Consider the following 25,852-nt stretch of genomic DNA (forward strand, 5'->3'; position numbering starts at 1 on the left):
CACCGCGCTGCTCCGCGGGACCCCGACGCGTTACTCCGCGGGGCCGCGACCGCCGAGCGAGGGGAGCGTCACGCCGATCTCTTGGAGGAGGGCGCCGACCGCGGCGTAGCCGAGCACGGCCACCGCGCCGACGAGCAGGACCTGTCCGACGACGACGAGGAACGCCGACACCGGGTCGCCGGCCCCGAGGATCAGGTCGTTCAGGAACAGGTCCACGAACCGCCCGACGTCCCCGGCGAGCCGGGAGACGACGTCGATGAGCGCCATCATGGCCGGGGGTTGGGTCGGGGGGTACTTGGGTGTTGAGTTCGCGGTCGTCCCTCCCCGGCGCTGCCGACGCCGACCGTCACCGGTACTGACAACCGAACGGCTTACACCCGACCGACACGGACTTGTTCGTCATGAACGCCCTGTCGGAGTTGTTCGCCGAGAACACGCTGCTGTGGGTCCTCACCGGTGTCTTGGCGTACTCCGCGGTCGCGATCTGGCTTCGAGACCGCGGCGTCCTCCCGGAGTCCGTCCGCGTCTCCGGACCGGTACTGACTCTCAGAACCCTCCGCGGCCGGGTCTTCCTCAATCGGCTCGCCGCGCCGAAGCGGTTCTGGCGGATCGTCGCGAACCTCGGGCTCGGCGGCGCCCTGGTCGCGATGGTCGGATCCTTCGTCCTCATCCTCTCGTCGGCGCTCTCCGCGCTCCGCACCGCTCAGCCCTCCGCGATCCAGCAGCCGCAGAACTTCCTCATCATCCCCGGCGTGAACGACTTCCTCCCCCTCTCGGTCGCGCCCGAGATCGTCGCCGGGCTCGCGGTCGCGATGGTCGTCCACGAGGGCGCCCACGGCCTGCTGTGCCGCGTCGAGGACATCGACATCGAGTCGATGGGGCTCGTCTTCTTCGCGCTCCTCCCGGTCGGCGCCTTCGTCGAGCCGAACGAGGAGGCGACCCAGGAAGCGTCGCGCGGCGCCCGCGCCCGGATGTTCGCCGCCGGCGTCACCGCGAACACGGTCCTCACGGTCCTCGTGTTCGCGCTCCTCTTCGGCCCGGTCGTCGGCGCGATCGCGCCGGCCCCGGGCTACGCCGTGGGCGAGGTGACTCCCGAGTCGCCGGCCGCGGCGGCCGACATCGCGTCTGGTGACCGGTTGGTCGCGGTCGACGGCACGCCCGTCGACACCGCGGCCGAGTTCGAGGCCGCGCTCGCCGACGCCGGCGACACGGTGAGCGTCACGGCCGCCGACGGCGACGGGGAGCGGACCGTCGAGGTCGAGCGCGAACTCCAGGTGATCGGCTCCGCCGGCGGGAACCCGCTCGGCGTGACGATCGAGTCGGAGCCGGTGGCGATCGCGTCCGTCAACGGCGAGCCCGTCGCGACCGAGCGGGGGTTCCTCGACGCGGTCGGGGACGCCGAGCGCGCGACCGTGACCGTCGACGCCGACGGCGCCGCCAACGCCACGGTCGAGTCCGAGACCGCCGAGATCCCCATCGGCGCGTACGCGCTCGGCGTTCAGGAGGACGGCCCGCTCCACGCGGCGGGCGCCCCCCTCGGCGAGCCCATGACGATCGTCGCGATCGACGGCGAGCGCGTCCGGAACAACGACGAGCTCTCGGCGGTGCTCGGCGAGCGCGAACCGGGCGCGACCGCGGAGGTCGTCGCGTACGACGCCGACGACGAGCGCGTCAGCTACGACGTGGCGCTCGACCCGCACCCGAACCGCGAGGGCGGGTTCGTCGGCGTGAGCGTCTTCCCCGGCTCCAGCGGGCTCGCGCTCGACGACTTCGGCGTCTCGGAGTACCCGGCCGGCGCGTACCTCGAACTACTCGGCGGCGACGGCGGCGAGGGCGCGACCGACGGGCTCGCGCTCGGCGGGCTCACCGACTCCCCGCTCGGGCTCGTGTTCGCCTCGCTCATCCTCCCGCTCGGCAGCCTGTTCGGGCTCCCGTTCAACTTCGCGGGGTTCACCGGCGAGATGACCAACTTCTTCGTGGTCGAGGGCTCGCTCGCCGCGCTCGGCGGCGGGACGTTCCTGCTGGCGAACCTCCTCTTCTGGACCGGGTGGATCAACATCCAGCTCGCGCTGTTCAACTGCCTGCCGGCGTTCCCGCTCGACGGCGGCCGCATCCTCCGGATGGTCGCCGAGGCGGTGGTGAGCCGGGTCCCCGTCTCCGACCGCCACGCCGCGGTCCGGACGATCACGGTCTCCTCCGGGCTCGTCATGCTCGCCGGGCTGATCATGATGATCTTCGGCAATCGGATCCTCATGGCGCTCGGACTGCTGTAGTTCCGGGTCGGGACCGCGGGATGGGCGGTGCCCGAGAACCCGCCGCGACGTTCGCCGAATGGGAAACGGGTTTCTCCGCGGGGCGAAAGCATACCCCATGAGCCACTCACGCACCGTCGAGATCGAGGGCCACATCATCGACAGCGGGACGATGCAGCGCTGTTTCGGCGCGGTGATGGATCTGGGCGGCTCCTTCGACGTCGAGCAGTTCGACGTGGGGACCCACGAGGAGGCGGAGTCGTACTGCCGGATGGCGGTCTCGGCCGACGACCCGGACACCCTCCAGGCGATCCTCCACGAGCTCCACCAGAACGGCGCGGTGTTAGAGGACCCGAGCGACGTGGAGCTCGTCGCGGCGCCCGCCGACAAGGTCGTGCCGCCCGACTTCTACTCCACCACGAACCACCCGACCGAGGTGCTGTACGACGGCGAGTGGATCGAGGTCGAGCGGATCGAGATGGACTGTGCGCTGATCGTCGACCCCGACGGCGGCCCCGACGGGAGCCCCCGCGCGTACACGAAGGTGCTCAACGCGGTCGAGGAGGGCGACCTCGTCGCGACCGACCAGTCCGGAATTCGCGTGAAACCGCCCGAGCGCCCGCGCAGCGGCGGCGGCGCGTTCGGCTTCATGCAGGGCGGCGTCTCCTCCGAGCGCCCCTCCGAGTCGACGATCCGCGAGGTCGCCGAGGAGCTCCGGGAGGTGACGGAGTCCGGCGGGAACGTGATGGTTGTCGCCGGGCCGGCCGTGATCCACTCGGGGGCGGGCGACGCGCTCGCGGAGCTGGTCGAGGCGGGCTACGTCGACGCGCTCTCGGCAGGCAACGGCTTCGCCACCCACGACTTAGAGCGCTCGCTGTACGGCACCTCGCTCGGAATGGACGTGGAGACGCTCGAACACCCGCGGAAGGGCCACAAACACCACATCTGGACCATCTCGGAGATCATCCGCGCGGGCGGGATCGAGGCCGCCGTCGAGGACGGGATCGTCACGGAGGGCGTGATGTATCAGTGCGTGAAAAACGACGTCGACACCGTGCTCGCGGGGTCGATCCGCGACGACGGCCCCCTCCCGGACACGATCACGGACGCGGTGGAGGCGCAGGACGCCATCCGCGAGCAGGCCCACGACGCCGACATCGTGCTGATGCTCGCCACCCTGCTCCACTCCGTCGCGGTCGGGAACTGCCTCCCGTCGACGACAAAGACCGTCTGCGTCGACATCAACCCCGCCACCGTCACCCAGCTGCTCGATCGCGGCTCCGCGCAGGCGGTCGGGATGGTCACCGACATCGGGACGTTCGTCCCCACGCTCGCGGAGTTCGTGCTGGAGGGGGAGGACGGTGAGGTCGCCGTCGCCGCGGACGACGGCCACCACCATCCCGGCGGCGAATGACCGCCGACCTCCGGCCCTACGATCCCGAGACCGACGCCGACGCGCTGTACGGCCTCAAGACCGCCTTCGAGCGGGGGCTCGGCGCGTCGACCGGCGGGGCGGAGAAGGCCGCCGCCTACGAGGGGAAGCTCACCGAGGAGTACCGCGAGCGGTGGCTCGCGTGGGTCGACCGGTGCGTCGCCGACGACGAGCGGTGCGTGACGGTCGCGGTCGACGGGGGCGGCAAGGGGAACGGTGGGGGCGACGGCGACGCCGGTGACGCTGACCTCGTCGGCTACGTTTTCGTCCTCCCCGAGCGCCTCGCCATGGTCTGGGACGCCGCCGTGGTGAACGAGATCTACGTCGCGCCCGATCATCGCGGCACCGGCGTCGCGGACCGGTTGATGGACGCCGTCGTCGCGCTTGCCGGCGATCAGGACCTCCCGCTCGACCGGATCGTGCTCGACGTGGATCCCAAGAACGAGCGCGCGAAGGCGTTCTACGACCGCCACGGCTTCGAGCGGTGGGGCGAGATGGTGGCGCGGTCGCTGGACGGGTGAATCGCGGGCGGCCGTTCGATCCGTACGCGACTCCGCCGTAACGGTGCGCTCGGAGAGATTTCGCAGCAGGTCGGTCCTCGAAGGACGCTTCTGATCGATGGCGGGAGTACGTGAATCACTGCGGTGAGTCGGTTGTTTATAAGGGGAGGAGCGGTGTTGCTGTCGGTTGTTTATAAGTGATCGACGGCACACCGGTGAGGATCTGCAAAGCCCCAGTCGCTGTGGGCGGCGCACGCTCGCTGTCGTTCGAAAGGCGCAAAGCGCCTTTCGTGATGTCGTCAGAACGCTTTGCGTTCTGACTGCTAGCCAGAAATCGGTGATTTCTGGCGATGACGAGAGAGCTACGCTCTCTCGAACCACGCGCTTCAGTCGGTCGCTAGCGCTCCCTCCTTCCAGTGCTTCCGTCGCCTGCGCCGCCCACAGCGACTGCCCCTTTGAACCCCACCCACAACCGCAGGCCGCGGCCTCACGCCTCCCCAGCCTCGTCGCTCGCTGCTCGCGGCTTCGCCGCTCGCCATCGAGGTGCTCGCGCTGCTCGCACCTCGCACCGCTCGCGACTCCCTCGCGCGTGCTGACTCGCGGCCTATCGGCCGCTCGCAGGCACGCGCCACCGCAACAGCCGTTTATAAGGAATCGTCGCTGCCGCTCACGGCTCGCTTAAATACTGCTTCGCTGCCGCCAATCCGCAAGACCCACTCCCGCTGTCACTCGCCCGCAGGTTCCGTATTTGGCGTGACTGCGCGAAATCGGTGTTTTTTGAGCCTTTCAGCAGCTCCGCTCACTCCGGCTCCGCGTACGCCTGCCGCCACAGCAGCCGCGTCGGCCAGACGAGGAACGGCAACAGGAGGAGGAGCCGCAGGGCGTTCGCCGAGGAGCTCCACGGCCCGAACACCCACGCGACTCCGGCGGCGGCGACGGCGCCCCCGAGTCCGACCGCGACCGCCGCGATCCGGCGGTCCATGGGCGGCAGATCGGTCGATCGGACCGGGAGGTCGAACGCGGCGACGAGCCCCTCGCCGTCGGCGACCGGGCCGACGAACCGCTCCGTCTCGTCGTCGCCGACCCCGGCGGTCAGCGAGACGGTCCGCGCCTCGAACGCGCGGTCCGGGAACCGCGTGTGGACCACCCTCGCGTCGCGGCATCCGTTGTAGTTTAGCGGCGCGTTGAGGCGGTGTTTGTGCGGATAGTTGACCAAGACGGTGTTGAGTCCAATCGCTGATGAAGTGTGATCGGAGAACTGAACGGATGTTCTTCTGTCTCGGATGATGAGATCTGTGTCACTCTCTGAAGGCGGCGCACTCACTCCGGTGAGTGCGTCGCCGATCCAGAGCTGTCACTACTACCAACGTCTGAGCTGACCGGCTTGTCAGGCGAGTTTCTACCAGAACTCGCCTGACTCAACCTGCTCACGTAATCTTGCTCGATGTGGATTTGGATCCCGTGACGACCACAACAGCAATTCGTCGAGATCTGGCAGTTCATACCCCAGATCTAGCATCAGGTACAGTTGGACCAAGTGTGCGTGACGTTCGAGCGCGTGAGAACACCGACGGCGTGGGAGACGCGTCGACGACGCCGCTGCGTCGTCGTCGCTTCCCTGCCGCTTTGCGTCTAATTTGCGGAGTTCATCCACAATAACGCGGCTCATCAGCAGCGAGAGCGCCGCTACGATGATCAGCGCTTCAATAATGTAGGGATCCGTCGTATTGATCTCATCAAGACCGAAGCGCGATTTGAGTTCCTTGAACAGCAGCTCAATCTCCCAGCGCGCCCGATAGAGCTGTGCGATATCGGGCGCGTGGTAGTTGTCTCTGGCAAGATTCGTTAGGTAGAGATGGTACTCACCGCTGTCCTCGTTGAGCACACCGACGAGTCGGAACGTTCGGGTCGTGCTGACGCCCGACCCTCGCTTGCGGTCGAATGAGAGGGTGATCCGAGCGTCGATCGCCTGTCGCTGCAGGTCGTCGAGGACGTCCTGCAGCGACTCGCCTTCGAGTGGAATACTGTTTCCCCGCCATGTGCGAAGCTCTTCGACGATCTCGAAGTTCGCGTCATCTTTGACCCGTGAGACGAACCAGCCGTCGTTTTGATCGATACGGTCGAACAACCAGAAGTCGTAGAAGCCGAGATCGAGTAAGACGAGTGCGCCAGCTACCCACTCGCCGGTGGGTAGCTGGCTCCGTTCCTGCGTTTTGGCGTCAGTCGTTTGAAACCGCGTAGGAAGTCCGGTTGAGAGTGATTCTGTGAGGTGGAGCTTCACGCCAGCTTGATCTTCGCCAGTCGCTGCGTAGACGTCTGTAGCGTCTTGGTAGAGTGAGACGATAGAGGCGTCAACAATGAGGACGTCTCGAAAGCGTTCGAGACGTCCGCTGAGGTCGGTTTGTCCCGGTTCGAGATTCTCGATGGCGTCATCGAGAATCTCTCGCAGGAGTGCAACGAACGCGGGTGAAAACCAGCCGTGGAAGGTTGGATAAGCGAGTTCGTCACAGTCAGCCATTTCGACGAACCGTTCGAGAAATGCCTGAATAGAGCGATCTGATCCAGCAGCGAAACCCAGTGAGAGGGTGTAGAACAACGCGACAGTGTCGAACTTGCGCTCTCGTTGGATGAGATTCGTTGCGCGAGCGCGCTCGCGCAACTCATCAGAGGGAAACGCTCTTTTGATCCGGTCGACAATCACTGAATCCGGTGGTTCGTAACTCACAGCAGCCACCGGGTTTCTCTGACAAGTAGTTCCAACGGTATTCAGATCAGCAGACGGTGCTGGCACGAGGAGTTAAACTACAACGGATGGGTCGTCACCAGAGAACAGCGGAAGTGGTGGGGTGGTGGTGCCGTCGATCACACCCCACCAATTTTCGAACACGGGTTTCCCGTACTCCCGATACCCGACACTGGGTAAGTATGACAGCAGTTTGTGTCACCGGTGCTACTTTAAATACTCCAATTGTGTCCTCACGCATGGTGCGACCCTCCCGTCGGGGCTTCCTCGGAGGAAGCGCCCTGACGCTCGCAGCCCTGACAGGCGTTCTCGACCCCGCAACCGACGCGCAGATTCCCGGCCAACCTGCCGGAGCACCGACCGATCTCGACGTCGACATCTCGGCACCGTTGGCCGACGCGTTTCTCCCGGTTCCGGCGGGCAACGCACTGTCGACGACGTACACGACGGTCATCGCGGATCGCGTCGACGCCGACGCGACCGATGATCTGAGCTATCGCGCCCGCTCTGCGATCGAGCACCTCGGCGTCGACGCCGACAAGCTGTCGGCGACCGTCGCAGTCACGCCGGACGATCGCGGGTTCCAACTGGTGACGGCCGCCGGCGACTTTGATCGGCTTGAGCAAGGCGAGACGCTCGCAGTCGGCGCGGGAGACGACACGACAGATGAGTCGAGTGCCAACACCGCCAGCGAGGTAGAGACGACAGCCGAACTGCCCGCTGGCTGGCGGCTCGCCGAAGCTGATGAAACCGCACTCGTCGCCGGCGACGGCGTGGCGGCGGCCGTGAACGGCAGTAGCCCCTCGCCTACCCCGCGACGTGGGTCGAGCACGTCGAGAGAGGAGAGAGGAGATCGACGACTCGAGACCGCCCGCGCCGCGGGCCGTGCGGCCGCGGACGAGGCCGACCGCTTCGCGGAGGCGTCGCTCGGTGCGGCCGCACTCCCCCGGCTCGGCGGCTTCGAAACGGTGCTTTTGGTTCCGGACGCCGCCGGTGGTCCGTTCCCCTCGAGGGTCCCTGACGAGGTCGACGCGTTCGCCGCCGGATTCGAGGTCGCTCCTGAAGACCTCAGAGACGTGGACGGAACGGCGGAAAACGCGTACGTGATCCGACCGACTGCCGACGCAGGCGATCTCGACGATGAGACCGTCGAGCAGCTCGTGCGGAGCGTCGACCCCGCAGTTCCCATCGAACTCGACAGCACTCGAGCCGACGGGCTCGTACTCGTCGATGCCGTTGTTGAGGCGCCGCCGACGCTGGACCGCGAGGCGTCGCCGGACGCCGGAGTGCGATCGCAGTTCGACCGCGCCGCCGGGACGGTGACCTTCGAACACATCGAGGGCGAAGCAGTGCCGGCCGCCGAGCTGGAGGTGTGGCACGACGGCGAGGAGGTGAGCGACACGCTCCTCGACGGCGACGAGTTCACGACCGGTGACGAGATCACCGTCGAGACCGGACAGATCGCGACCGTTACACTGCGGTGGTTCGACTCGGACGCAAACGCCTACGACACCTACGCCCGCGAGCGGGTCGACCGCGAGGCGTTCACTGTCGACTACGACATGGCGGCCGAGACGCTGGACCTCGCGTACGAGGCCGACCGTTCCGCCGACGCCAGTAGCCTTCGGTTGGTTCACCGGAGCGAGGGCAGTGTCCAGTCAGTCGGCGGCGAATTCACCGACGGGACGCTCGATCCCGGCGATACCGTCACCGTCGAGGACGTGTCGATCGGCGACAGCGTGCAGTTGGAGTTCGATGTCGAGCAGCCACGGGGCGTCGGTGGCGGGTCGCTCGTCCACTATCGCGCCCGTCCCCCGCGCGTCTGGATCCGCTCGCGCGCTGAGGAGGGGACCACCGTTAGGTACGACGGCGAGCAGTCTCGCCCCGCCGATGCGTTCGTGACGCTGGTCGACGGCGAGCCGGCTGACGCCCAGTTCGCTGACGAGTATGACACGCTCTCGGGCGACGAAGAGCTGGGGCTCGGCGAACTCCCACTGGGAAGTACGGTCGCCGTCGAGTGGCGCGAGCCGGACGAGCCGGTCGTCGTCGCCGAGGAGGAGGTCGTGCCGAACACACGCGCGTCCATAGAATACGATCCGGATGCCGGTGAGGTGACCGTGCAGCACCGGAGTGGGCGGACGCTGCCTGCCTCGGAGTTAGAGTTGCAGGCCGGCCGAACGCCGACCGATGTCCAACCCGCCGACAAGCTCGACGAGTTCGGTCCCGATGACTCCTTTACCGCCCCGATCCCGCCGCTCTCACGGGTGCGGCTCATCTGGACGGGCGGCGAGCGCGAGCACCATCTCGGCGGAACGACCACGGCTCGCGAAACAGTTGCGGCGACCTACGACGCGGACGCCGAGACGATGCAGATCGAGTACGTCGGCGAACAGCCCGTCGATCCCGAGCGGCTACGCGTGTCGATGAGTGGTGCCGGCGCGCCCCGGGATCGGGAACGCGATCAGGAGTCGGCGTTCGCGGCCGAACACGACGAGCTGACGACGGGGGACGCGATCACGGTCGATGAGGTCGGGCTTGATCAGACCGTCGTCGTTAGCGTCCACACCGAGTTCGAGAACGGTTCGGCGACGAGCTCCATCGGTCACTTCTCGGCGGCACCCCGCCGCGGGTTCGTCGTCACCGAGGGCGATAGAGGCGACGATGGGGGGTCGGGGATGACGCTCCGCTACGTCGACGAGGTCCGCCGCGACGCCGACGCGTTCCGGGTCCTCGTCGACAGCGAGCCCGCAGCGGTCCAGCCCGCAGACGAGACGGATCGGCTGACCGGAGACGAGACGCTATCGCTCGGCGATCTGTCCGCGGGCACGACGGTTACCGTCAAGTGGACCGGCGGCGGTGAGACGCGAACCGTGACGGAGCACGTACTCCCGCCGCAGGCGACGTTCGAGGTCGCGTACGAGCCGGCCGACGAGGAGGCGGGTGGCGTCGTGACGTTCACCCACGCCGGCGGCGACGCACTTGACGCCGACCACGTTGACGTCGTCGTCGAGCCAGCGACCGACGGGCTACGTTCCTGGGACTCCGACGCCGACGAGGTGACCGGCGGCGCCGAGACAACGGTTACAGTCGACACCGAGCCGAAGATGGCCGCCGTCGTCTTCGACGAGCGCGAGGTGCTCTATCGGGAGCCGCTCGATCAAGACCGATAGCAACCGCGGAGACGGTTTTTTTCTCGGCGATCGATTTGCGGTGTGTTTTGTGAGCGAGTGGACTGATTCAGCTTGACCAGTTGGGTCTCGTTCGGTACTACCCATCAGAGGGCGGTCGTGCCAGCGAGTGTCCGGCCGTTGTGAGCGTGTGGAGGGCACTCGCGAACGCCGGACCGGGAACGAGGACATCTGTCTGTTCGTCGTCCCAGGCGATCACGCCAGCGTGGATGAGCGGTGGGAGATGTGACCGCTTGAGGTTCGTTCTGACCGTCCGCACTTGCGCGGTCGAGAGCGTCTGGTGTTCGGCGTCCGCTTCTAAGAGTGTGAGTGCCTCTGCGAGTTGTCGGAGGTGGACGCGACTCCACGGCGCCGCAGCGAGCGTGAGCACGACGGCGCGCTTGCGGTGATGGCTCAGCAGGTAGAACAGATCCGTCTTGCGATACAGCGGAAGGGCGTCGGCCTCGCCCGGCCCGTCGTATGGGTCGTTATCGCTCACGGCGCTCTCCCTGGCCGGCTGGTGTGACTCGGAGATCGACGTGCGAGACGACCTCACGGCCGACTGGGCGCCAGCGACAGCCCGTCCACTCGTCTTCGAAGCGCCACCAGCCGGGGCTGCGCTCTCGCGGTTCGAACCGGAAGCGCCGCCGTGGCCCACGCTGGATCGTGAATCGAACCTCGAATCCGAAGACATCTTCGGCGTCTGGGCCCGATGGAGTTGGAGACGTACGGTACAGCTCGGCGAGATCCACACTCGGTGTGGATGTGTCTCTGTTCGTCATAGTTCACAGGAGCTTGAATCACCAACTCCTGCACTCCACTCGGGAGATACAAACCGAACTGGAGCACCCGATCCGACAGCTCTGCAGGAGGTGCAACAAAGTGGTACGTTCCCGTGGGATACGCCGTGCTACGTCGACAATTTTCTAGCGCAATGTTCGAGAGGACCGTGGGAGCGACTGCGTAGGCTTATGAAATGAACCAATGAGCCTCGTCGATCGATTGTCGTTCGAAGAGAGTACCTCGATAGCGGTCGAGGTCTTGTACTACGGCGGAGATGTCGTCAAGGTCTCACAGTCCCACCCCACGGCTTCCGCTGTTAGCATACCAGCTCTCAGAGAGGTATACTCGTCCGTACCCCACCGGTTCCGCTGTTAATGGATGATGATCAGCCCATTAACGGAACCAGTGGGGTGTGTCGAGAAGCAGGGGGTACGAGACATGATGTTCTAACAGCGGAACCAATGGGGTTGGAGGTATATAAAGAATTGATAACAACGGAAGCAGAGGAACTACTGGTTTTATATATAAATAGTTGAACGTAGTCAGTATGAGCGACTTCTCGTTCACTCCAAATAACTCCATCTTCGAGAATCGAGAGGCACTCCTCGAAGAGTGGACGCCGAACAACCTCGTCGGGCGCGATGAAGAGCTTGGTCGATATCACGCAGCGCTCCAGCCGGTCATCAACAACGAGACTCCCTCGAACGTCTTTCTCTATGGAAAGAGTGGCGTGGGAAAGACTGCGGCCACACGCTACCTCCTCCGTACGCTCGAAGAGGATGCAACAAACGTACCAGAACTGGAGCTGACCACAATCGAAGTGAACTGTGACGGCCTGAACACGTCATATCAGGTGGCTGTGAAGCTGGTCAACGAACTCCGCGAGCCGGGACGGCAGATCTCCAACACGGGGTATCCACAGGCAAGTGTCTACGAGTTCCTCTTCGATGAGCTCGATGCATGTGGGGGAACGGTACTTATCGTCCTTGACGAAGTCGACCACATCGGAGACGATTCCTTGCTGTATAAACTGCCGCGTGCTCGCTCGAACGGCGACATCAGCGACGCGAAGCTCGGTGTTATCGGAATTTCGAACGACCTGGATTTCCGGACGCAACTATCCTCGAAGGTTCGATCGTCGCTGTGTGAAAAGGAAGTGTCCTTCAGCGCGTATGACGCCGACGAACTCCGGCTCGTACTCGAACAGCGCGAACGGGTCGCGTTCCAAGACGACGTTCTCGAAGATGGGGTTCTTGCAATGTGTGCAGCCTACGGCGCGAAAGACTCCGGTGACGCCCGGAAAGCTCTAGATCTTCTCTTGGAAGCTGGCGATGTGGCGCGTGAGAGGGGCTCGGATGTTGTAACCGAGGAACACGTACAGGAAGCTCGCGAGCGTGTCCAGGCAGATCAAGTTGTAGAGGGGATACGGAAATACTCCCAACATGGGAAACTCGTTTTGTACGCGCTGACACTGCTTCACGAGCGAGGTGAGACGCCAGTACGGACGCGCGAAGTCGTGGATACGTACCATCATGTAGCGCATTCAGAAGGAGTGAGTCCGGTCTCGGATCGTTCAGTGCGTGACTACTTGGGCGAGTTAGCGCAGTTGGGGATCACGAGCTCAACAGAGCACAACCGAGGGAAAGGCGGCGGAAAGTACAACGAACATCAGTTGGAGCAGTCCGTGTCGGCAGTCCGGAGTGGGTTATCGACCTTGTTAGAGTCGGCGTGAATTGGGAGGCCGCCGTTTTACGGAGAATCAAGGAGAAAGCCTCGCGCTTCAGCGCGGGGATGAATCCGACAACTTCTACACAAACTACAGTTCGATGCCACGGAAGGATATTCCACGCTACGTAATCCACACCTTCAAGTAATTTTATCTACATAGGTTACGTATGGCAAAACAGGTCGTCACACGCACCTATACTGCTTCCATTCGGAACCAGTCACGGGTGTCCGACGATCTTGATGCCCTCGGATTCGCAGCCTCGAAACTCTGGAACGTCGGGCGGTGGACATGCAGCCGGATTTGGGATGAAATCGGTCACATACCCAACCACACCGAACTCACCGCCTACCTCAAGTCGCACGAACGCTATGATGACCTGCATTCTCAGTCAAGTCAGCGAGTCCTGCAAGAACTCGCTGAGGCGTTCAACGGCTGGTACGGTAAACGACGCAACGGGGACACGAAAGCGAACCCGCCTGGCTACCGCAAGCACAACGACGATCACCCGCGTTCGACGGTCACGTTCAAAGCCGCTGGGTTCAAACTCGACACCCAGTACAACCGCGTCCGACTCTCTCAAGGCTCGAACCTCAAGGAGTACTGGTCGGACTTCATCCTCTGTAAATTCCACACTCGGCCTGATGTTGACCTCTCCGCCGTGGAGAATGTCCAACAAGTGAAGGCGGTTTGGACAAGCGACGAGTGGGAACTTCACTTCGTCTGTAAAGTTGAGGTTGAGGTATCTGAGTCGCCAGGCGAGAAGACCGTCGGTATTGATCTCGGGATCAACAACTTCGCCGCGCTCGCCTACGAAGACGGTCACAGTGAGCTGTACCCACTGAATTGTCTGAAGCAGGACGACTACTACTTCAGCAAGCGGATCGCTCGGTGTGATGACTCTGGTTCTGAGCAAGCCACGCGGCTAAACCAGAAGAAGTCGGCTCGCCGCACACACTACTTCCACACGCTCTCGAAACACATCGTTCAGCGGTGTGTTGAGGAGGGGGTTGGGACGATAGTGATCGGCGATCTCTCTGACATCCGCGAGGAAGATGAGAACAGTGAGTCGAAGAGCTGGGGTAAGCGCGGCAACCTCGATTTGCATTCGTGGGCGTTCGACCGTTTCACGAAACTGCTCACCTACAAAGCCGAGATGGAAGGCATCACCGTTGAGGAGGAGTCCGAGCGTGATACGTCGAAGTCGTGTTCGTGTTGTGGTCGCAAGCATGATGCAAATCGTGTCGAGCGAGGGTTGTACGTGTGCGACGAGTGTGGGACAACGGCGAACGCGGACGTGAACGGAGCCGAAAACATTCGACAGAAAGTATCTCCGAGTTCACCGAGTTCGTCGGTGAATAGGAGTAACGGCTGGTTGGCACAGCCATCGACGTACCTGTTTGACAAGGAAACTGGCGCATTCGCGCCTCAAGAACAGGTCACGTCGTAAACCACAATATCCCAACCAAGCGGCGCGGTGCCGTGGGAATCCTCGCGCTTCAGCGCGGGGAGGATGTCAATCTAGCTCAGTAGTGGCCATTCCCTAACAACGGAAGCGGTGGGGTGGGGGATATCGGATTCACCAACTGGAGCCTCCACCCGATTCGTTGCGCGAGATCTCGACGATCTGGCGACACCTCTCGGAGAGGTTCGTTCTTGTGTGCGAGATACGTTGATGTGCCCGTCCTCCCCGGAAGAACTGTCCTTCTAGATGAAGTTCTCACTGAAGCTCGAACTGGCATGGCGTTTTATACTGTTTCATCGTGGGGATCTGGTATGGGCGGTGTCGAACTCACTGACCGTGGACTCGTCGTCGATCGAGAGCCAAATCGCCTCGACGACCTCGCGATCGAGTTCTCTCGGATTCTTTCACGTCTCGACATCGCCCACGTGTTCGTGGCGGGCTACGTGGCGATCCTCGCCGGTCGGTCGCGGTCAACCGAGGATATCGACGTGTTCATCGAACGGTGTTCGACCGAACGGATAGACGATCTGGTCACCGAACTCGAACGGGAAGGGTACTGGGCCCCGGCGATGCCACTCGCAGAGATGTACGGGAACCTCACGAGCGGGACGAACATCTGGGTCGCACCGGACGGCGAGATGACCCCGCACCTAGAAGTGAAGTTTCCGGGAGATGAGTTTGACCGAGCCTCCCTCAAGAATGCGATCGACGCCCACGTTGGCGAGGACACAGTTCCGATAGGTCCGTTGGAGCTTCAAATTGCGTACAAACTCTGGCTCGGCGACCGAACCGACCTCGAGGACGCTGCACACCTCTTTACGATGTTCGGAGAAACGCTTTCCACGACTCGCCTCGAAGCGTGGGTACAGCGACTCGACGTCCAGGACCGTTATGACCGACTCACGAACGCCTGAGACGAATTCGAATTCGGACTCCGATCCAGAACGGCCGCCACGCTACGAGCAGGTGGCCCGCTGGGCAGAATATATCAAAACACACCCGCCAGAGGTATGGGGGCCACAGCAGAACGCGGTTGTGAACGGCCAACTCAAAAGCGCGCGGGCGGTGGACGTGAGCGTCGAGGAGAAAGACCGGATCCGAGACTTTGCTGACGAGGTATTACGGGCAGAACGCGAGAACGACGAAGCTGATCCAGACGCATGAACGAAGTAGGTTGGGCTGTTGACCGATCGTAGTCTCAGCGATCACCCGCGTCGTTGTGTGACTTTCGCGTCGAAGTTAACATAGTTGCTATTACCGGTCCGAACAACAGGATCGATGTCACTCGTTGAGCTGGTTGAGACCCTCTCCGTCGACGATCGCTTCGCGTATCCGAGTCATGATTGCTCGCGCGATCACGAGTGGACGCGTGGCTGACTGGAGAAACGACGGCTCCGCCGGCCCTGCGTCCGGTGGTGGATGAAAGTGTACGTCAGGGACAGAGGACTTCGGATGATTGTCATACCGAAAATCGAGACCATCTGGCTCCGTGTAGTGAAACCGGTAGGCCCCGGTTTGCCACCACGTCACTTCTAGTCTGGCGCTTGAGCGATCCGCCAGTGTGAACTCCACGATTAGTTCTGTGGGGTTAACCGGGTCATCGAACCGCGTCGATTCGGCGAGCGGTTCCTCTTCCATGAAGAAGGTACGAATCTGCTGTAAGACGGGGAGATCGATCGGGCCGACCGGACCTGAGAAATCGTCCGTCACGGGCCGTCACTGGGTGACTGCGCCGAGATCTCGGGCGCGTCCAAAATTGATCGCCGCCTGTGCGATGTGGAGGTTTCGTTCGGTCGTCCGCCACTCGGCGACCGCTTCCCACGCGCTGTCGGATGCGTCCGCCGCAAGCGAGGTGGCGAGATCTTCTGGTGAAACCGCGTCGTACTCCTCCCGGTAGGTTGCGATCTGGCGTTTCATCCGTTCGATCCCGTCAAGCAACTCGTCGCGGGACTGCTCGGTCGAGAGTTCTCGAATCCGACGGTAGAGTACGGTCTCCTCGTTTCGGGCGTACGTCGTTGCGGACGACCCGTCGAACGACGACGCGACGCCCGTCTTGACAAGTGCGCGGAGATGCTTTCTCGCCGTGGGCTCGCTTACGAGCGCCTCCTCAGCTATCTCTGCGGCCGTTCGTGGGGTGGAGATTCCTTCTATCACTTGGTTCACCCGTTCGAGCGCCGTCGTCGACTCCTGCCACTCATCTCGGGCGTCGCGGAGAGTCTCGCTGGGTCGATCGTCGCGGCTCATATCCGTTCTTCGATAGTGTAGACAATATATCTTTCTCAAGAAAATATACCTTTGTTCGTTTTGCTTCAATCCCACTGCGTCTCGAGCGGGTTATGATCTCTGAGAGATGTCTTTCGTGTTCTATGGTCGAATCACATCGTCGACAGCGCCTGCGATAATTATCCCGAATAGCCTATTTTGGAATAGGCTATTCTAGGATTGGTAATAGCTCTCTTCAGTGTTGGTTCCTTTGAGCCGGTAGAATTCGTCGCTGGTGTGTGGGTCATACTCGAGGCGGCTTTTGTGGATGATGTGGGTGCTCTCTCTGTCCAGATACGGGGGTTTGTGATAGGCTTCTCGTGGTGGGTACGAGTCGGGGACGACCGAAAACTCGGAGAGGTCCTCAACGTGGAGCGCGACGACGCCAAACGCATCGATGGCGTTGACAGTCTCCCAGTTGGCGAGATCGGTGGTGTGACAGAGGATCGGTCGAGCGCCTCGTTCATCGAGTGCGGTTGCGGTTACCGCGGCGAGCCGATCGATGACTGATCGCCCGATGAGCGCCCCTGATCCCTCGTAGTCCTTACACTCGACGACGATGTGTTTGGGGCCATTAACCCCCGGTGACGACCGTTTGCCTATCACGTCGATCTCTTCGACGGTGTCTCTGACGCGCGTCCACGTCCGGTAGCCCCACCGTCGCAGCGCACACGTTGCCCGGTCTTCGAGCCACTCGCCGTTGCCCTGCCCACGCTGGTCTGGATCCGGATCGACTGGGTCGCGGGGACCGATATCGAACTCTTGGAACCTCTCCATAGGGACCGATGAGAGTGGATCAGTCTTTTGTGCACCTCCTGCACAGGTGGCGATCGGATCGGCGTACGCGGGTGAGGTTTGGCTCTTACAGCGTCAACAGCAGCGGGGAATTCTCGACAACGTCTGATTTGGCGTAACCGTTATTGCTACACAATTTCAACACAAACGCATGTCCGAAGCCAGTTCGCCGCCCGAGAAAACGACGGTCAACATCCGCATAACGGAGACGTTTCTCTCCGACGTCGACGCAACGTGGGAAGAGTTAGGATACAATAGCCGTAGCGAGTTCGTTCGCGACGTACTTCGTGACGCGGTGAAACATCCCGAGTTCAACCGTGCTGATCTCAAGGCGATCGCTGCGAGCGAGCTCGACATTCAGGAAGGTCGAACACACTCCAGCGAGGAGATCAAAGCGGAGTACGGACGTGAAGATACGAGTGAGCGATGAACGAGGAGTGGGACTGGAAGCTCACTGATCGGTCGAAGCGACAGCTGGACGCACTCGACGAATACGCTCGCGACCGGATCATCTCGAAGCTTGAGGAAGTCGTCACCGATCAATGGCGAGAGCCGACAGACCACCTCGAACCGCTCGCAGGCGCGCCCCATCAGAAGCTTAAAGCTGACTTAGGAGATCTTCCCGAAACAAGCCGTTTGGCTGGATGTGATTATATAAGTGATTGCTCAGATTTTTATAAATTAGTTAAAAAATAGCGCGTCTCGTGGCTCATGAGCCATGTGATGGTAATGCGTTTGGCGGACAAGCGGTACTCGAGCGAATCGGGGAACAAAAAGCGGGTCTGTGAGTTGGTGTCTAGTACTCTCGTCGCTTCCGTACTCAGATGATGGAGCCTCCGTCGACGGTGAGCGAGACCGAGCGGACGCACTCTCGATCGTGGCACTCCCAGCTCGTCCCGGTCCATTCGTCGACAGAGCGCCACCACCCTGGACGCTCCTGTCGCGGTTCGAATCGGTAGCGACGTCGCGTGGCGTCCTCGCACTCGATTTCGATCGTGAAACACGGGTCCGACTGGATCTCTTCGGCTGCAGTGCCGCCGTCTGCGATCGCGACTGTCGCCATCGATACTGGCTCAACTGGAGTTGCTGTCTCGGTCATGGGATTCTTCGGCCGGGGTTTCTCCGACCTTCACCCCCATCGGGGTATATAAACCACTCTCGTGGCTTCCTGGCCCATACTCACGGCGAACTGCGCCAGAACTCACGTCGCCGAGCGGCACCAAAACTCACGAGACACCGGTGTATCCATCGCTCTTCAAACACATGCTACGGCCTGCTAGTGTGTGTTTTCGGGCGATATAGTATGTGATCGATACCCCCTATCAGACACTAACTCCCCAGACGGGGGGGAGACACACTACCAGCCACCGAGTGGTAATAACAATAATGAGGCCATGCGGTAGCGGATGCGGCGACGCCTGTGGGTTGCCGTCGGCCAACACGGAGGTGAGGAGGCTAGAAGATCAGTCAGCCCTAACGGGACCAGCCATCGATCACCGGATCGGATCCAGCGGCACTCGCGCAACTCCTGACACGAGAGAGGCGATCCGAACCCGGTCTCCTCTATACACCCCAGGATATCCACCTGGGCTTGCGTTGGAGCGTCGCCACGACATCGCTTTGCACCCCACCAGATGAACGGGGGCTCTCACCGTTCCGAGACCACCTCTCGAAACTCTTGATATCATCTGAAATCAGACATATCTCTTCCGGACCCGATGCGACGGCGATCCAGACATCGGTCGCCCCCATTGATCGCCCTTCGAAAAGTGGAGGTGGATCGATATCCGACAATGGGTTTCTGGATCCTGTCTCTCGTGCGGAATCTGAGCGGGTTCTATCCCAGAACATCATTGTATACTGATATTTGTTCCTCCGTGAGAGCCGTCGGGCACTGTCGTCTGTGACATCCAACTTGGTTGGGCTGTTCTTATTATTATATTCACTCGGGACATGCTAGTGTGCCCCCGCCACGTCATGCGGTTTAGTATGTAGTAGCATGTCCTGTGTACACCCTACAATTGGGCCGGACACACAGAAGAATAGGGTAGTATGTGTAGTAGATATGAAGATAGGTAGTAGCACAAGTATAATATATATGTTATTACAGATAAGACGACGATCCCGTGGTCTTCCTCTCGCATCAAGCGTTCGATCGAGGATCAAAACATCGCTGAAAATAGCCGTCGTCCGACACCGATCACAAGGGCAATCATACCGACGAGCCCAACCCACGTCAGCAACGCGGCGACCCCAATATCTACAGTGGAGAGAGCACCGGTCGCTCCGACACGATTCGCTAAGTAATACATTGTCACCACAGCCAGCACCACAAGTAACCCACCAGTAATATGTTCACGGTAGAAGCGTCTCTGGACCCACGACCGGAGTGCCGCTCTCGAGAAGAGAATTCCGGGAATAGAACTCACCGCCCGCTTCTCGAAGTTCTGAAAGGTTGTCTCGGTGCCATCTGGATTGTCAGCTAATTCTCTGTATACTGGTCCAATCTCTCGGGTTGTCATCTGGTATCCACACGTGTTTGATGTCCGTTTCAACAAGCCAACCTTATCGAGAAACTTTACTGCTGGGCGCATTGTCTTTGGCGAACAGTTCCTTGGATAGAGTGTGACCAGCGTACTAATGGGGTAGACCTCCACTTCAGATATCTTCTCACCCCGTATACGGGCAGCATCATGCTGAATCGAATTAAACACGATTGCAGGTACGACTGATCGGGAGTATTTAACCAGTCGTGTTCGAAGCGAGCTATCGGGACATAAATAGGCCTGTTCCTGGTCTATCTCACTGGTCTTGTCAAGCGATCGATTATAGTCCTCGATCAGCGTTCGATCGGTGCTCGCATAGATATCCGTATTCGCGGCATTATGGGGTTTTTTGATATTGAGCTTCTGCCTCATCTTCACGTACAACTAAACTCTGATCGTGGTGTTATAGTCTTTATTGCGTTTGTTCAGGCATTTGAACTGAAATATCCCAGAAACGATCCGCATCCATTTCCGCTATATCTCTACTCATATTCATCAGAAATCTATTATGTAGTATATAATTGTTTATAAACTCTTTTCGGTAGCGAATTTTTGAACCGCCGTCAGAGATACGACCAACTCCCTCCCCTCCGGATGGTATACTGGATGAAACGGAAACCAACCGACGACCTATCGGCCACCACGCACAGACTGTCTCGACCGAACGGCGGTCGGAACCAACCACACCTGCATGCGCCCCTTTGTCCGGGGTATATCCGGGTGGAAACAGAGACGACGGTCGAAAATCACGCGATCAACAGAGACGCCCACGAGGAAGTACTCGCGCTCGTGACTGAGTCTGATATCGAACGGGTCGAGCCTTGCTGTCTGGACATGCTCACCGCGGCTACGGTCGCAGACTCTCTCAAAACGCACCCGGCAGGACTCGAAACGGAAGTCCGGATTCATTATGCCGAGTACGGCCTCCTCCGGCAACTTCCGATCGTCGAGGTCTCTCGTTCACCGCACCCCTGCGACGAGCGGGCCGTCGAACAATTTGTGGAGGCCTTCACAACGTCAACAGCGGGCGAATCAATTCGGAATGCGGAGCTGGCGGACATGTTCAACCGCTGGTACCGGAACCTGACCGGCGAGTCGATCGCCCTCACCTGGATCGGCCGGCTGCTCTCGATATGCGACATCGAGTCGGACCGGCATGGGCTCGTCGACCGGACGTGGGTCACAGGAGTGCGTCCGGAGTAACCAGCCTCCCATGACACATTTCCCAAACGAACGGCGAGACGCCCGCTATGAACGGGGCGACGCGCTCGAAATTACGCCGCCTGGGCTGACCGAGCGGCGGTATCAGCTTGAGCGGACGTTCGGCGACGAGTGTGCAGCGGCGCTTGATGCGGCGGTGGATCGTGGTGATTCGTTCGAGACGCTCGTCGTGACCCAAGACGGCTACACCCAAGTGGTGTTTACTGACCCAGCTGCTCAACAGCCGAATACATCCGCTGTCCTCGATCGACTCGCTGTCGAGCTCGAAGCGAGGCTTCCGGACTGGATCGGCCTTGCGCGCGGGCCGTATGATCTTAGCGCTCTCGGAACGGCCCCCCTGCCAACCGCGCGCGTCGTTCGCGACGCGGGAGCGACGGGATCACTTGGGAATCTGTTCCGAGCGGTCGTGGAGGCTAACGACTCGCATGCTGTCGGGACAGTGGGCCAGCTGTTGTGCTCACGCCGGCGTGACGGCCGGTTTACCGGCGTCTGTCGAGTTGCGAGTGATTCATTCCGCGCAGCACCGCTCGGCCGGCGAGCACTCACCGCAGCCGTCACAGAACCCGCGAGAGATGCGCTCGCGACGGAACTTCCTGCGGGGTACCGGTCGAGTCGAGCACTGGTACAGTCGTACTGGGAGACCCGTCAGTCGCCGCTTCGCTCGCTGAGCGAGACCGCTGTCTTACATGTCCGGAAGGCGGGACAGCTACCCCAAGGCGAGCTCGAAGAGTTCGTACAGGCGTCGCCGACGGCGCGGCGTGCACTGACGCTCGCTTCTGGAACCCGAGCGTACGACAACCTCCTCTCTGGGCGACGCGACCCGGCGCTGTACGATCCGCTCGATGTTGAGCCCACACTGACGGTGTCGACGTCGACGCTGGCAGACCTGCTTGCGGTCGTGCCACTGTATACGGGAACGCCGATCCGTGGTGGCGGCGCGCGCTCTGTCCCGGCGTTCGAGCCGGTCGAGACGCTCCGTGAGGCCGTCGCCTCGCCGCCGCGCTCGAAGCGGCCGACTCAGAGCCGATCGGCGCCGCCGGCCTCGCTGCGCGCGTGGGTCGAGCAGTGGTGTCGTGAACAGACACCGACCGTCACACCCGTCGAGGATCGCTCCCGTGGCTCCCCGCATCTTCGGGGCAGTCCCTACGGGGAGGCCGCGCCGGTGGTGATCGTCGACCCGTCGGCTTCACCTGCCGACCCGGCCGTCTCGACGGCGGGTGAACTCCTCATGGTCGCGAACCGCGCGGTCCGAGCCGGAGAGCAGCTCCTCGTCGTCACCCCGTCGCCGTCGGCGGCAGCGTGGGCCGGCCAGGTGCTTGCGGTTCCGTATGACCGCGTCCTCGAAACCGGCCACACCGTCTTGTACACGGTTCCGGATCTGATTCCGGACGGCACTGGCGGGGTGTTCGTCCGGTCTCAGTCGAGCCCGACGCCGACCTGGCAGGTGAGCCCCGAGAGCACCAAGCGACTGGTCTCCGGAGGCGAGGTTTTGGCGGAGGGGTCGCTCTCGACACCGCTGACGGAGCTCTCGTTTGTGCTTCCACGATTCTCCGGTGATGGCGACCAGATCCGCGTCTCGCGGCCGGACGGGCGGACGGACACCTTCGACTCGGTAGCTGAGTGTACCGAGGAGTATGTGGGTGTCTCACGCCCAGTGGGGTCGGTCTGGCCGACGTTCCGCGGCCTTGTCACCGTCAGCTACCGAGACGGCCACCGGCTCTACGCACACCGGCCGGACACCCAGTGGTCACAGTCGACCGCGCCCGCCACGGATCTGCAAACGGCGATCCAGACGTTCGTCTCCACCTACACGGTCCAGAGTACGGGCACGGGCGCTACACAGTTCAACCAGGTCCTAGACGGCTGGCTCCACGACCAAATCGACTGTCAGATGCCCCCAGAGGCGATGCTGGCCCTCCGGCTGCCAGCGCGAATCTCACCGAGAACGGGCCCGGCCGGGGACATCACGGCACTCAACGGCCGCGACTGGCGCGTCCCGATGGGGGGCTGCTCGCTAGATCGCGTGAATGCCCGTACTGACGCGCTGTAATCTCATGAATACCCAACCACACCCATGACACGAAACCAAACACGTTCGATGCGCGCTCCGGACCGAGCGTACAACACCCATCGAATACACTGCGATTCCAGGCGAGCGGGTCTGATCCGGCTCATCATTGCTGGCAAGCGTGCCCAGTCGGGCTGGCCGGTGACGATCGTGGTGGCTGATAGCCACAAAGAACTGCTGACGGCGATCTCCGCACGTGATCCACCCGACGTCTGGCGTCAGTCTCACTTCGACTGTCAGGGGCCACCACGAGCGCCAATCCGGTGCCAACTGCCACCGCGTATTGTGCGAAGACAATCGACACGGACGAACGACTTGGGCTTCAGGCCTGTGACTGGCAAGTTCCAGTACTGGAACAGTCACTGGTCTGGGCCCACGGCGAGACCGACGCCGTCTAACTTCGGTTCATAAGCAACGTACCACACATGTCAACAGAAATTCCCCCATCAGTTCGGGGCCCGTATGTCCGGGAAGCTGACCGGCCGTCCCAGAGCGGGCCAGGCCGGATAGCAGCGATCCGACTCGTCTTTGATGGGCAGAATAATCCAGCAGACCGCCCGCAGACGACGATCCCGCTCGATGGCGTTCGCGAAAAACTCTCCACCGATATTACAGCGCTCGACGCTGTCGAGTTCAAAATCACCCCTGGTGAATCCCAACAGGAGCACTTTTTCATCGGGTACACAGATGACCGAAATCACAAGCGAGCCCGACAGAAGGCGCTGGGCGCTGGCCGCGATCTTAACGGATGGGCCGAGACTGCTGATGCAGTCCCAACCACCACTGGACGGGCACCGGCCACGATCGCTGAGAAAATGCGGCGTATTATTGAAGAGAATACACCGGCGAGTATCAAGGCACAGATCGTCGATCTCGACTTGACACCGCTCGGACTGTTACCACGACCAACGTCGCGACTCCTCTTGACAGAGAATGTCAGCTTCACGCGTATCGATGTCTCACAGCGGAGTGCGATGTATGAGCTGGTCACGACGCTGAATGACCGCGGCGTCCCCTATGATTGTAGCACCATTACGACGCACGTCGCAGACGGGAAATCATATGATTATCTTGGAACATCTCGACTCGTCGTCTTCGGCACTGGAAACGGCATCATCAGGGAGGCCGATATTGAGACGTTCGCTGAAACGGTCGACCCAGACTTCCGGCTGAGTTCGTATTTCGACAATAAAGACATCATCGACAACTTCGACCTACCAGTTGAATCGCACCGCAGAAATGCTCGTGATGCGGCATATGCTCAGCCCATTGAGTTACTCGGCGAGATGAGCGGCCGGAAAACAACAGCCCGAGAGCTAAAATCAGGGCTGTCCGAGTACCATGCGCTACTGAACGCCCGGATGAATCCTGACTCGCGGTACCGAGAGCTGTTCAACTGCTACGGTGTCTTCCGGATGGATAAACGCGATCTGCTTCACTTTCACGTCGCCATCCCGGAGTTCTTCGAGCATTCGTTGTGGGATGGATCCGCAACCGCAGCCGCCCACGGCATAACTGTCCACAAACTCGGCGATCGCGCAGCGAGTACGCGACAGAGCTACGGCACCGAACACCCAGACGACCCGAAACGCGAACTCGAGAATACGCACGAAGAGTCCGAGCCGCACCAAGAGCTAGTCTCCGAGTGGGTCTCGTATCTCCTCCGAAACGGACACAAGATACTCGCAATCGACCAGCTGGATGTCGATCACAACTTCGAGGGAACCGATCCAACTCAACAAACGGTGTTTGACGACGAATCGCGTCCAGACATCGTCAGCAAATACAACGGCCAGATCTACTGTCACGAAATCGAGATCGAAAACGACACGAAACCATCGCAACTGCTGACGAATCTCGCTCGTGGCGCCCACGCGGGGTATCCCGTCGTCATCGTCACCGCGTCAGAAAAAAGCGCCAGGCGAAAATTCGAGAATCTCAACGATGCGACCAGAATGGGACCACTTCCGGAGCCCATCAAGGATGCCGACGACAAGGGCGTCATTGAATATAATCTCGACGCTGTCGTCACCCCGGAAGAGGGTGTCACGCACATCTTGCCTGACGGAGTCACTGAGGCACGATGGCGTCACCTCCCTGAAGATATTCGAGAGCTACTCGTCAATGGCACGGTCGTCGCGTCAGGGCCCGCTGCGGCAAGTGTGGATACATATGCGTATGACCTCCCACGGGTCCGCAAGCATGGGTCATCCTACGTGCTCGAGTCGTCGAACGGCGAGGTCATTCGTGAACAGCCGACAAAGCGGGCCGCAATTGGCGACCGCACCAAGGTTCGAAAGCCGTTCCCACTGACTCACTGGCACTACTTGTCGAATACGACGGTTCACTACCAGTCGGGCAACGAGTTCATCGAGTACGAGTACACCCCGTCGTGGGCAACCCGGTACCGGAAGAGCCACGCAGGACGCTATGAGGCGGCCGTCAAGTCGTTCCTCGAGCAGGTAACGGTCGAGTCTCCTGGGGATTCGATTTCGATGACGCTGCTCCGGTCGCGGTTCCTTGAGTGGTATCGAGCCCAAACCGACCTCAAAGAGCCGAGCGAAACGTGGTTCGGACGAGCGGTAAACGCCTGTTCTGACTCCTTTGAGATCGACGCCTCGGACACCCGTAACAAGCGGCTTGAGAATCGACGGCTCATCTTCACGGAGGAGGTGTACTCACCGGACCTCGCGTTCATCGATGGTGATGAAGTAGACGAGGAATGACGCTCTCCCGCTGGACCACGCCAACTGGTCCTTCGGGACTGTGGTGTGAGCAGTCAGAACTCGGAGAGTTCTGACGACACCCTCACCAAAGCCGCACCAGCGGCTGAGTAGACGAAGTAGTTCACGCTACTGTACCGATGACTGTGAGCACGTCGCCGCCGAACGT

The 25,852-nt window shown here is 61.4% G+C and carries 21 protein-coding genes and 1 pseudogene; 13 read left to right on the forward strand and 9 right to left on the reverse strand.

All coding sequences use genetic code 11. The features are described from left to right. Positions 1-30: 30 nt before the first annotated feature. Positions 31-270 carry a hypothetical protein gene (locus JIN95_RS10140; RefSeq protein WP_095637718.1) on the reverse strand — a complete coding sequence of 80 codons (240 nt, stop codon included), beginning with the start codon at positions 268-270 and terminating at the stop codon, positions 31-33. Positions 271-401: 131 nt separating this feature from the next. Here JIN95_RS10140 and JIN95_RS10145 point away from each other — a divergent pair, with 131 nt between their 5' ends. From JIN95_RS10145 to JIN95_RS10155, 3 genes are all read left to right on the forward strand, one after another. Continuing rightward, positions 402-2,273 carry a site-2 protease family protein gene (locus JIN95_RS10145; RefSeq protein ID WP_200531367.1) on the forward strand — a complete coding sequence of 624 codons (1,872 nt, stop codon included), beginning with the start codon at positions 402-404 and terminating at the stop codon, positions 2,271-2,273. A 97-nt stretch (positions 2,274-2,370) separates the two neighbouring features. After that, the gene (locus JIN95_RS10150; protein WP_095637720.1) at positions 2,371-3,666 is read left to right on the forward strand and encodes a TIGR00300 family protein; all 1,296 of its coding nucleotides are present in this window, start codon (positions 2,371-2,373) and stop codon (positions 3,664-3,666) included. Beyond that, entirely contained in the window at positions 3,663-4,205 is a 543-nt protein-coding gene (locus JIN95_RS10155; RefSeq protein ID WP_200531368.1) for an N-acetyltransferase, read from the forward strand. The genes JIN95_RS10150 and JIN95_RS10155 overlap by 4 nt, the downstream gene beginning before the upstream one ends. Positions 4,206-4,983: 778 nt before the next feature. On the opposite strand, the pseudogene JIN95_RS10160 reads toward JIN95_RS10155, so the two are convergent. Together JIN95_RS10160 and JIN95_RS10165 are read right to left on the reverse strand one after the other, a co-directional pair. Next, a pseudogene (locus JIN95_RS10160) lies at positions 4,984-5,343 on the reverse strand (hypothetical protein); the annotation flags it as partial. A gap of 240 nt (positions 5,344-5,583) precedes the next feature. Next, entirely contained in the window at positions 5,584-6,918 is a 1,335-nt protein-coding gene (locus tag JIN95_RS10165) for an IS4-like element ISH30 family transposase (protein WP_200530629.1), read from the reverse strand. 248 nt (positions 6,919-7,166) lie between these two features. On the opposite strand from JIN95_RS10165, the gene JIN95_RS10170 reads away from it, so the two are divergent. Next, positions 7,167-10,097, forward strand: a complete 2,931-nt coding sequence (locus JIN95_RS10170; protein ID WP_234699195.1) for a hypothetical protein — start codon at positions 7,167-7,169, stop codon at positions 10,095-10,097. Positions 10,098-10,194: 97 nt separating this feature from the next. On the opposite strand, the gene JIN95_RS10175 is transcribed toward JIN95_RS10170, so the two are convergent. Next, positions 10,195-10,593, reverse strand: coding sequence for a hypothetical protein (locus JIN95_RS10175; RefSeq protein WP_200531369.1), 399 nt, complete (start codon positions 10,591-10,593; stop codon positions 10,195-10,197). An 831-nt stretch (positions 10,594-11,424) separates the two neighbouring features. On the opposite strand from JIN95_RS10175, the gene JIN95_RS10180 reads away from it, so the two are divergent. The 4 genes from JIN95_RS10180 to JIN95_RS10195 all read left to right on the forward strand — a co-directional run bounded on the left by JIN95_RS10180 (position 11,425) and on the right by JIN95_RS10195 (position 15,232). Continuing rightward, on the forward strand, positions 11,425-12,609 hold the full coding sequence (locus tag JIN95_RS10180; protein ID WP_200531370.1) for an orc1/cdc6 family replication initiation protein: 1,185 nt from the start codon (positions 11,425-11,427) through the stop codon (positions 12,607-12,609). 163 nt (positions 12,610-12,772) lie between these two features. Beyond that, a complete protein-coding gene (locus JIN95_RS10185) occupies positions 12,773-14,053 on the forward strand; it encodes an RNA-guided endonuclease TnpB family protein (RefSeq protein WP_200531371.1) in 1,281 nt (426 codons plus the stop codon). A 326-nt stretch (positions 14,054-14,379) separates the two neighbouring features. Next, positions 14,380-14,982: a hypothetical protein gene (locus tag JIN95_RS10190; RefSeq protein WP_200531372.1), complete on the forward strand. Its 603-nt coding sequence runs from the start codon at positions 14,380-14,382 to the stop codon at positions 14,980-14,982. After that, positions 14,960-15,232: a hypothetical protein gene (locus JIN95_RS10195; RefSeq protein ID WP_200531373.1), complete on the forward strand. Its 273-nt coding sequence runs from the start codon at positions 14,960-14,962 to the stop codon at positions 15,230-15,232. The genes JIN95_RS10190 and JIN95_RS10195 overlap by 23 nt, the downstream gene beginning before the upstream one ends. Positions 15,233-15,349: 117 nt before the next feature. Here JIN95_RS10195 and JIN95_RS10200 read toward each other — a convergent pair whose 3' ends face one another. From JIN95_RS10200 to JIN95_RS10210, 3 genes are all read right to left on the reverse strand, one after another. Beyond that, entirely contained in the window at positions 15,350-15,778 is a 429-nt protein-coding gene (locus JIN95_RS10200) for a hypothetical protein (RefSeq protein ID WP_200531374.1), read from the reverse strand. A 6-nt stretch (positions 15,779-15,784) separates the two neighbouring features. Beyond that, the gene (locus JIN95_RS10205) at positions 15,785-16,312 is read right to left on the reverse strand and encodes a winged helix-turn-helix domain-containing protein (RefSeq protein ID WP_095638265.1); all 528 of its coding nucleotides are present in this window, start codon (positions 16,310-16,312) and stop codon (positions 15,785-15,787) included. A gap of 192 nt (positions 16,313-16,504) precedes the next feature. Then, complete coding sequence (locus JIN95_RS10210) at positions 16,505-17,107, reverse strand: restriction endonuclease (protein WP_200531375.1); 603 nt, start codon at positions 17,105-17,107, stop codon at positions 16,505-16,507. A 169-nt stretch (positions 17,108-17,276) separates the two neighbouring features. On the opposite strand from JIN95_RS10210, the gene JIN95_RS10215 reads away from it, so the two are divergent. Both JIN95_RS10215 and JIN95_RS10220 read left to right on the forward strand, forming a co-directional pair. Further along, on the forward strand, positions 17,277-17,555 hold the full coding sequence (locus JIN95_RS10215) for a ribbon-helix-helix domain-containing protein (RefSeq protein ID WP_200531376.1): 279 nt from the start codon (positions 17,277-17,279) through the stop codon (positions 17,553-17,555). Beyond that, a complete protein-coding gene (locus JIN95_RS10220) occupies positions 17,552-17,821 on the forward strand; it encodes a hypothetical protein (protein ID WP_200532169.1) in 270 nt (89 codons plus the stop codon). Before JIN95_RS10215 ends, JIN95_RS10220 begins: the two co-directional genes overlap by 4 nt. A 124-nt stretch (positions 17,822-17,945) precedes the next feature. Here JIN95_RS10220 and JIN95_RS10225 read toward each other — a convergent pair whose 3' ends face one another. Then, positions 17,946-18,224 carry a hypothetical protein gene (locus JIN95_RS10225; protein ID WP_200531377.1) on the reverse strand — a complete coding sequence of 93 codons (279 nt, stop codon included), beginning with the start codon at positions 18,222-18,224 and terminating at the stop codon, positions 17,946-17,948. Between the two features lie 1,063 nt (positions 18,225-19,287). Then, positions 19,288-20,049, reverse strand: a complete 762-nt coding sequence (locus JIN95_RS10230; RefSeq protein WP_144049610.1) for a hypothetical protein — start codon at positions 20,047-20,049, stop codon at positions 19,288-19,290. A gap of 342 nt (positions 20,050-20,391) precedes the next feature. Between JIN95_RS10230 and JIN95_RS10235 the strand changes: the two genes are divergently transcribed. From JIN95_RS10235 to JIN95_RS10245, 3 genes are all read left to right on the forward strand, one after another. Further along, positions 20,392-20,874: a hypothetical protein gene (locus JIN95_RS10235; protein WP_095636229.1), complete on the forward strand. Its 483-nt coding sequence runs from the start codon at positions 20,392-20,394 to the stop codon at positions 20,872-20,874. A gap of 10 nt (positions 20,875-20,884) precedes the next feature. Further along, on the forward strand, positions 20,885-22,942 hold the full coding sequence (locus JIN95_RS10240; protein ID WP_200531378.1) for a hypothetical protein: 2,058 nt from the start codon (positions 20,885-20,887) through the stop codon (positions 22,940-22,942). 443 nt (positions 22,943-23,385) lie between these two features. Continuing rightward, positions 23,386-25,686, forward strand: coding sequence for a hypothetical protein (locus JIN95_RS10245; RefSeq protein ID WP_200531379.1), 2,301 nt, complete (start codon positions 23,386-23,388; stop codon positions 25,684-25,686). Positions 25,687-25,852: the final 166 nt, after the last annotated feature.

Source organism: Halorubrum sp. LN27 (genome assembly GCF_016635065.1).
GTDB classification, from domain to species: domain Archaea; phylum Halobacteriota; class Halobacteria; order Halobacteriales; family Haloferacaceae; genus Halorubrum; species Halorubrum salipaludis.

Coding starts and splice junctions, on each gene's coding strand:
- JIN95_RS10140 (WP_095637718.1), bottom strand. CDS start 270: ATGATGGCGCTCATCGACGTCGTCTCCCGGCTCGCCGGGGACGTCGGG.
- JIN95_RS10145 (WP_200531367.1), top strand. CDS start 402: ATGAACGCCCTGTCGGAGTTGTTCGCCGAGAACACGCTGCTGTGGGTC.
- JIN95_RS10150 (WP_095637720.1), top strand. CDS start 2,371: ATGAGCCACTCACGCACCGTCGAGATCGAGGGCCACATCATCGACAGC.
- JIN95_RS10155 (WP_200531368.1), top strand. CDS start 3,663: ATGACCGCCGACCTCCGGCCCTACGATCCCGAGACCGACGCCGACGCG.
- JIN95_RS10170 (WP_234699195.1), top strand. CDS start 7,167: ATGGTGCGACCCTCCCGTCGGGGCTTCCTCGGAGGAAGCGCCCTGACG.
- JIN95_RS10180 (WP_200531370.1), top strand. CDS start 11,425: ATGAGCGACTTCTCGTTCACTCCAAATAACTCCATCTTCGAGAATCGA.
- JIN95_RS10185 (WP_200531371.1), top strand. CDS start 12,773: ATGGCAAAACAGGTCGTCACACGCACCTATACTGCTTCCATTCGGAAC.
- JIN95_RS10190 (WP_200531372.1), top strand. CDS start 14,380: ATGGGCGGTGTCGAACTCACTGACCGTGGACTCGTCGTCGATCGAGAG.
- JIN95_RS10195 (WP_200531373.1), top strand. CDS start 14,960: ATGACCGACTCACGAACGCCTGAGACGAATTCGAATTCGGACTCCGAT.
- JIN95_RS10205 (WP_095638265.1), bottom strand. CDS start 16,312: ATGAGCCGCGACGATCGACCCAGCGAGACTCTCCGCGACGCCCGAGAT.
- JIN95_RS10210 (WP_200531375.1), bottom strand. CDS start 17,107: ATGGAGAGGTTCCAAGAGTTCGATATCGGTCCCCGCGACCCAGTCGAT.
- JIN95_RS10215 (WP_200531376.1), top strand. CDS start 17,277: ATGTCCGAAGCCAGTTCGCCGCCCGAGAAAACGACGGTCAACATCCGC.
- JIN95_RS10220 (WP_200532169.1), top strand. CDS start 17,552: ATGAACGAGGAGTGGGACTGGAAGCTCACTGATCGGTCGAAGCGACAG.
- JIN95_RS10225 (WP_200531377.1), bottom strand. CDS start 18,224: ATGACCGAGACAGCAACTCCAGTTGAGCCAGTATCGATGGCGACAGTC.
- JIN95_RS10240 (WP_200531378.1), top strand. CDS start 20,885: ATGACACATTTCCCAAACGAACGGCGAGACGCCCGCTATGAACGGGGC.
- JIN95_RS10245 (WP_200531379.1), top strand. CDS start 23,386: ATGTCAACAGAAATTCCCCCATCAGTTCGGGGCCCGTATGTCCGGGAA.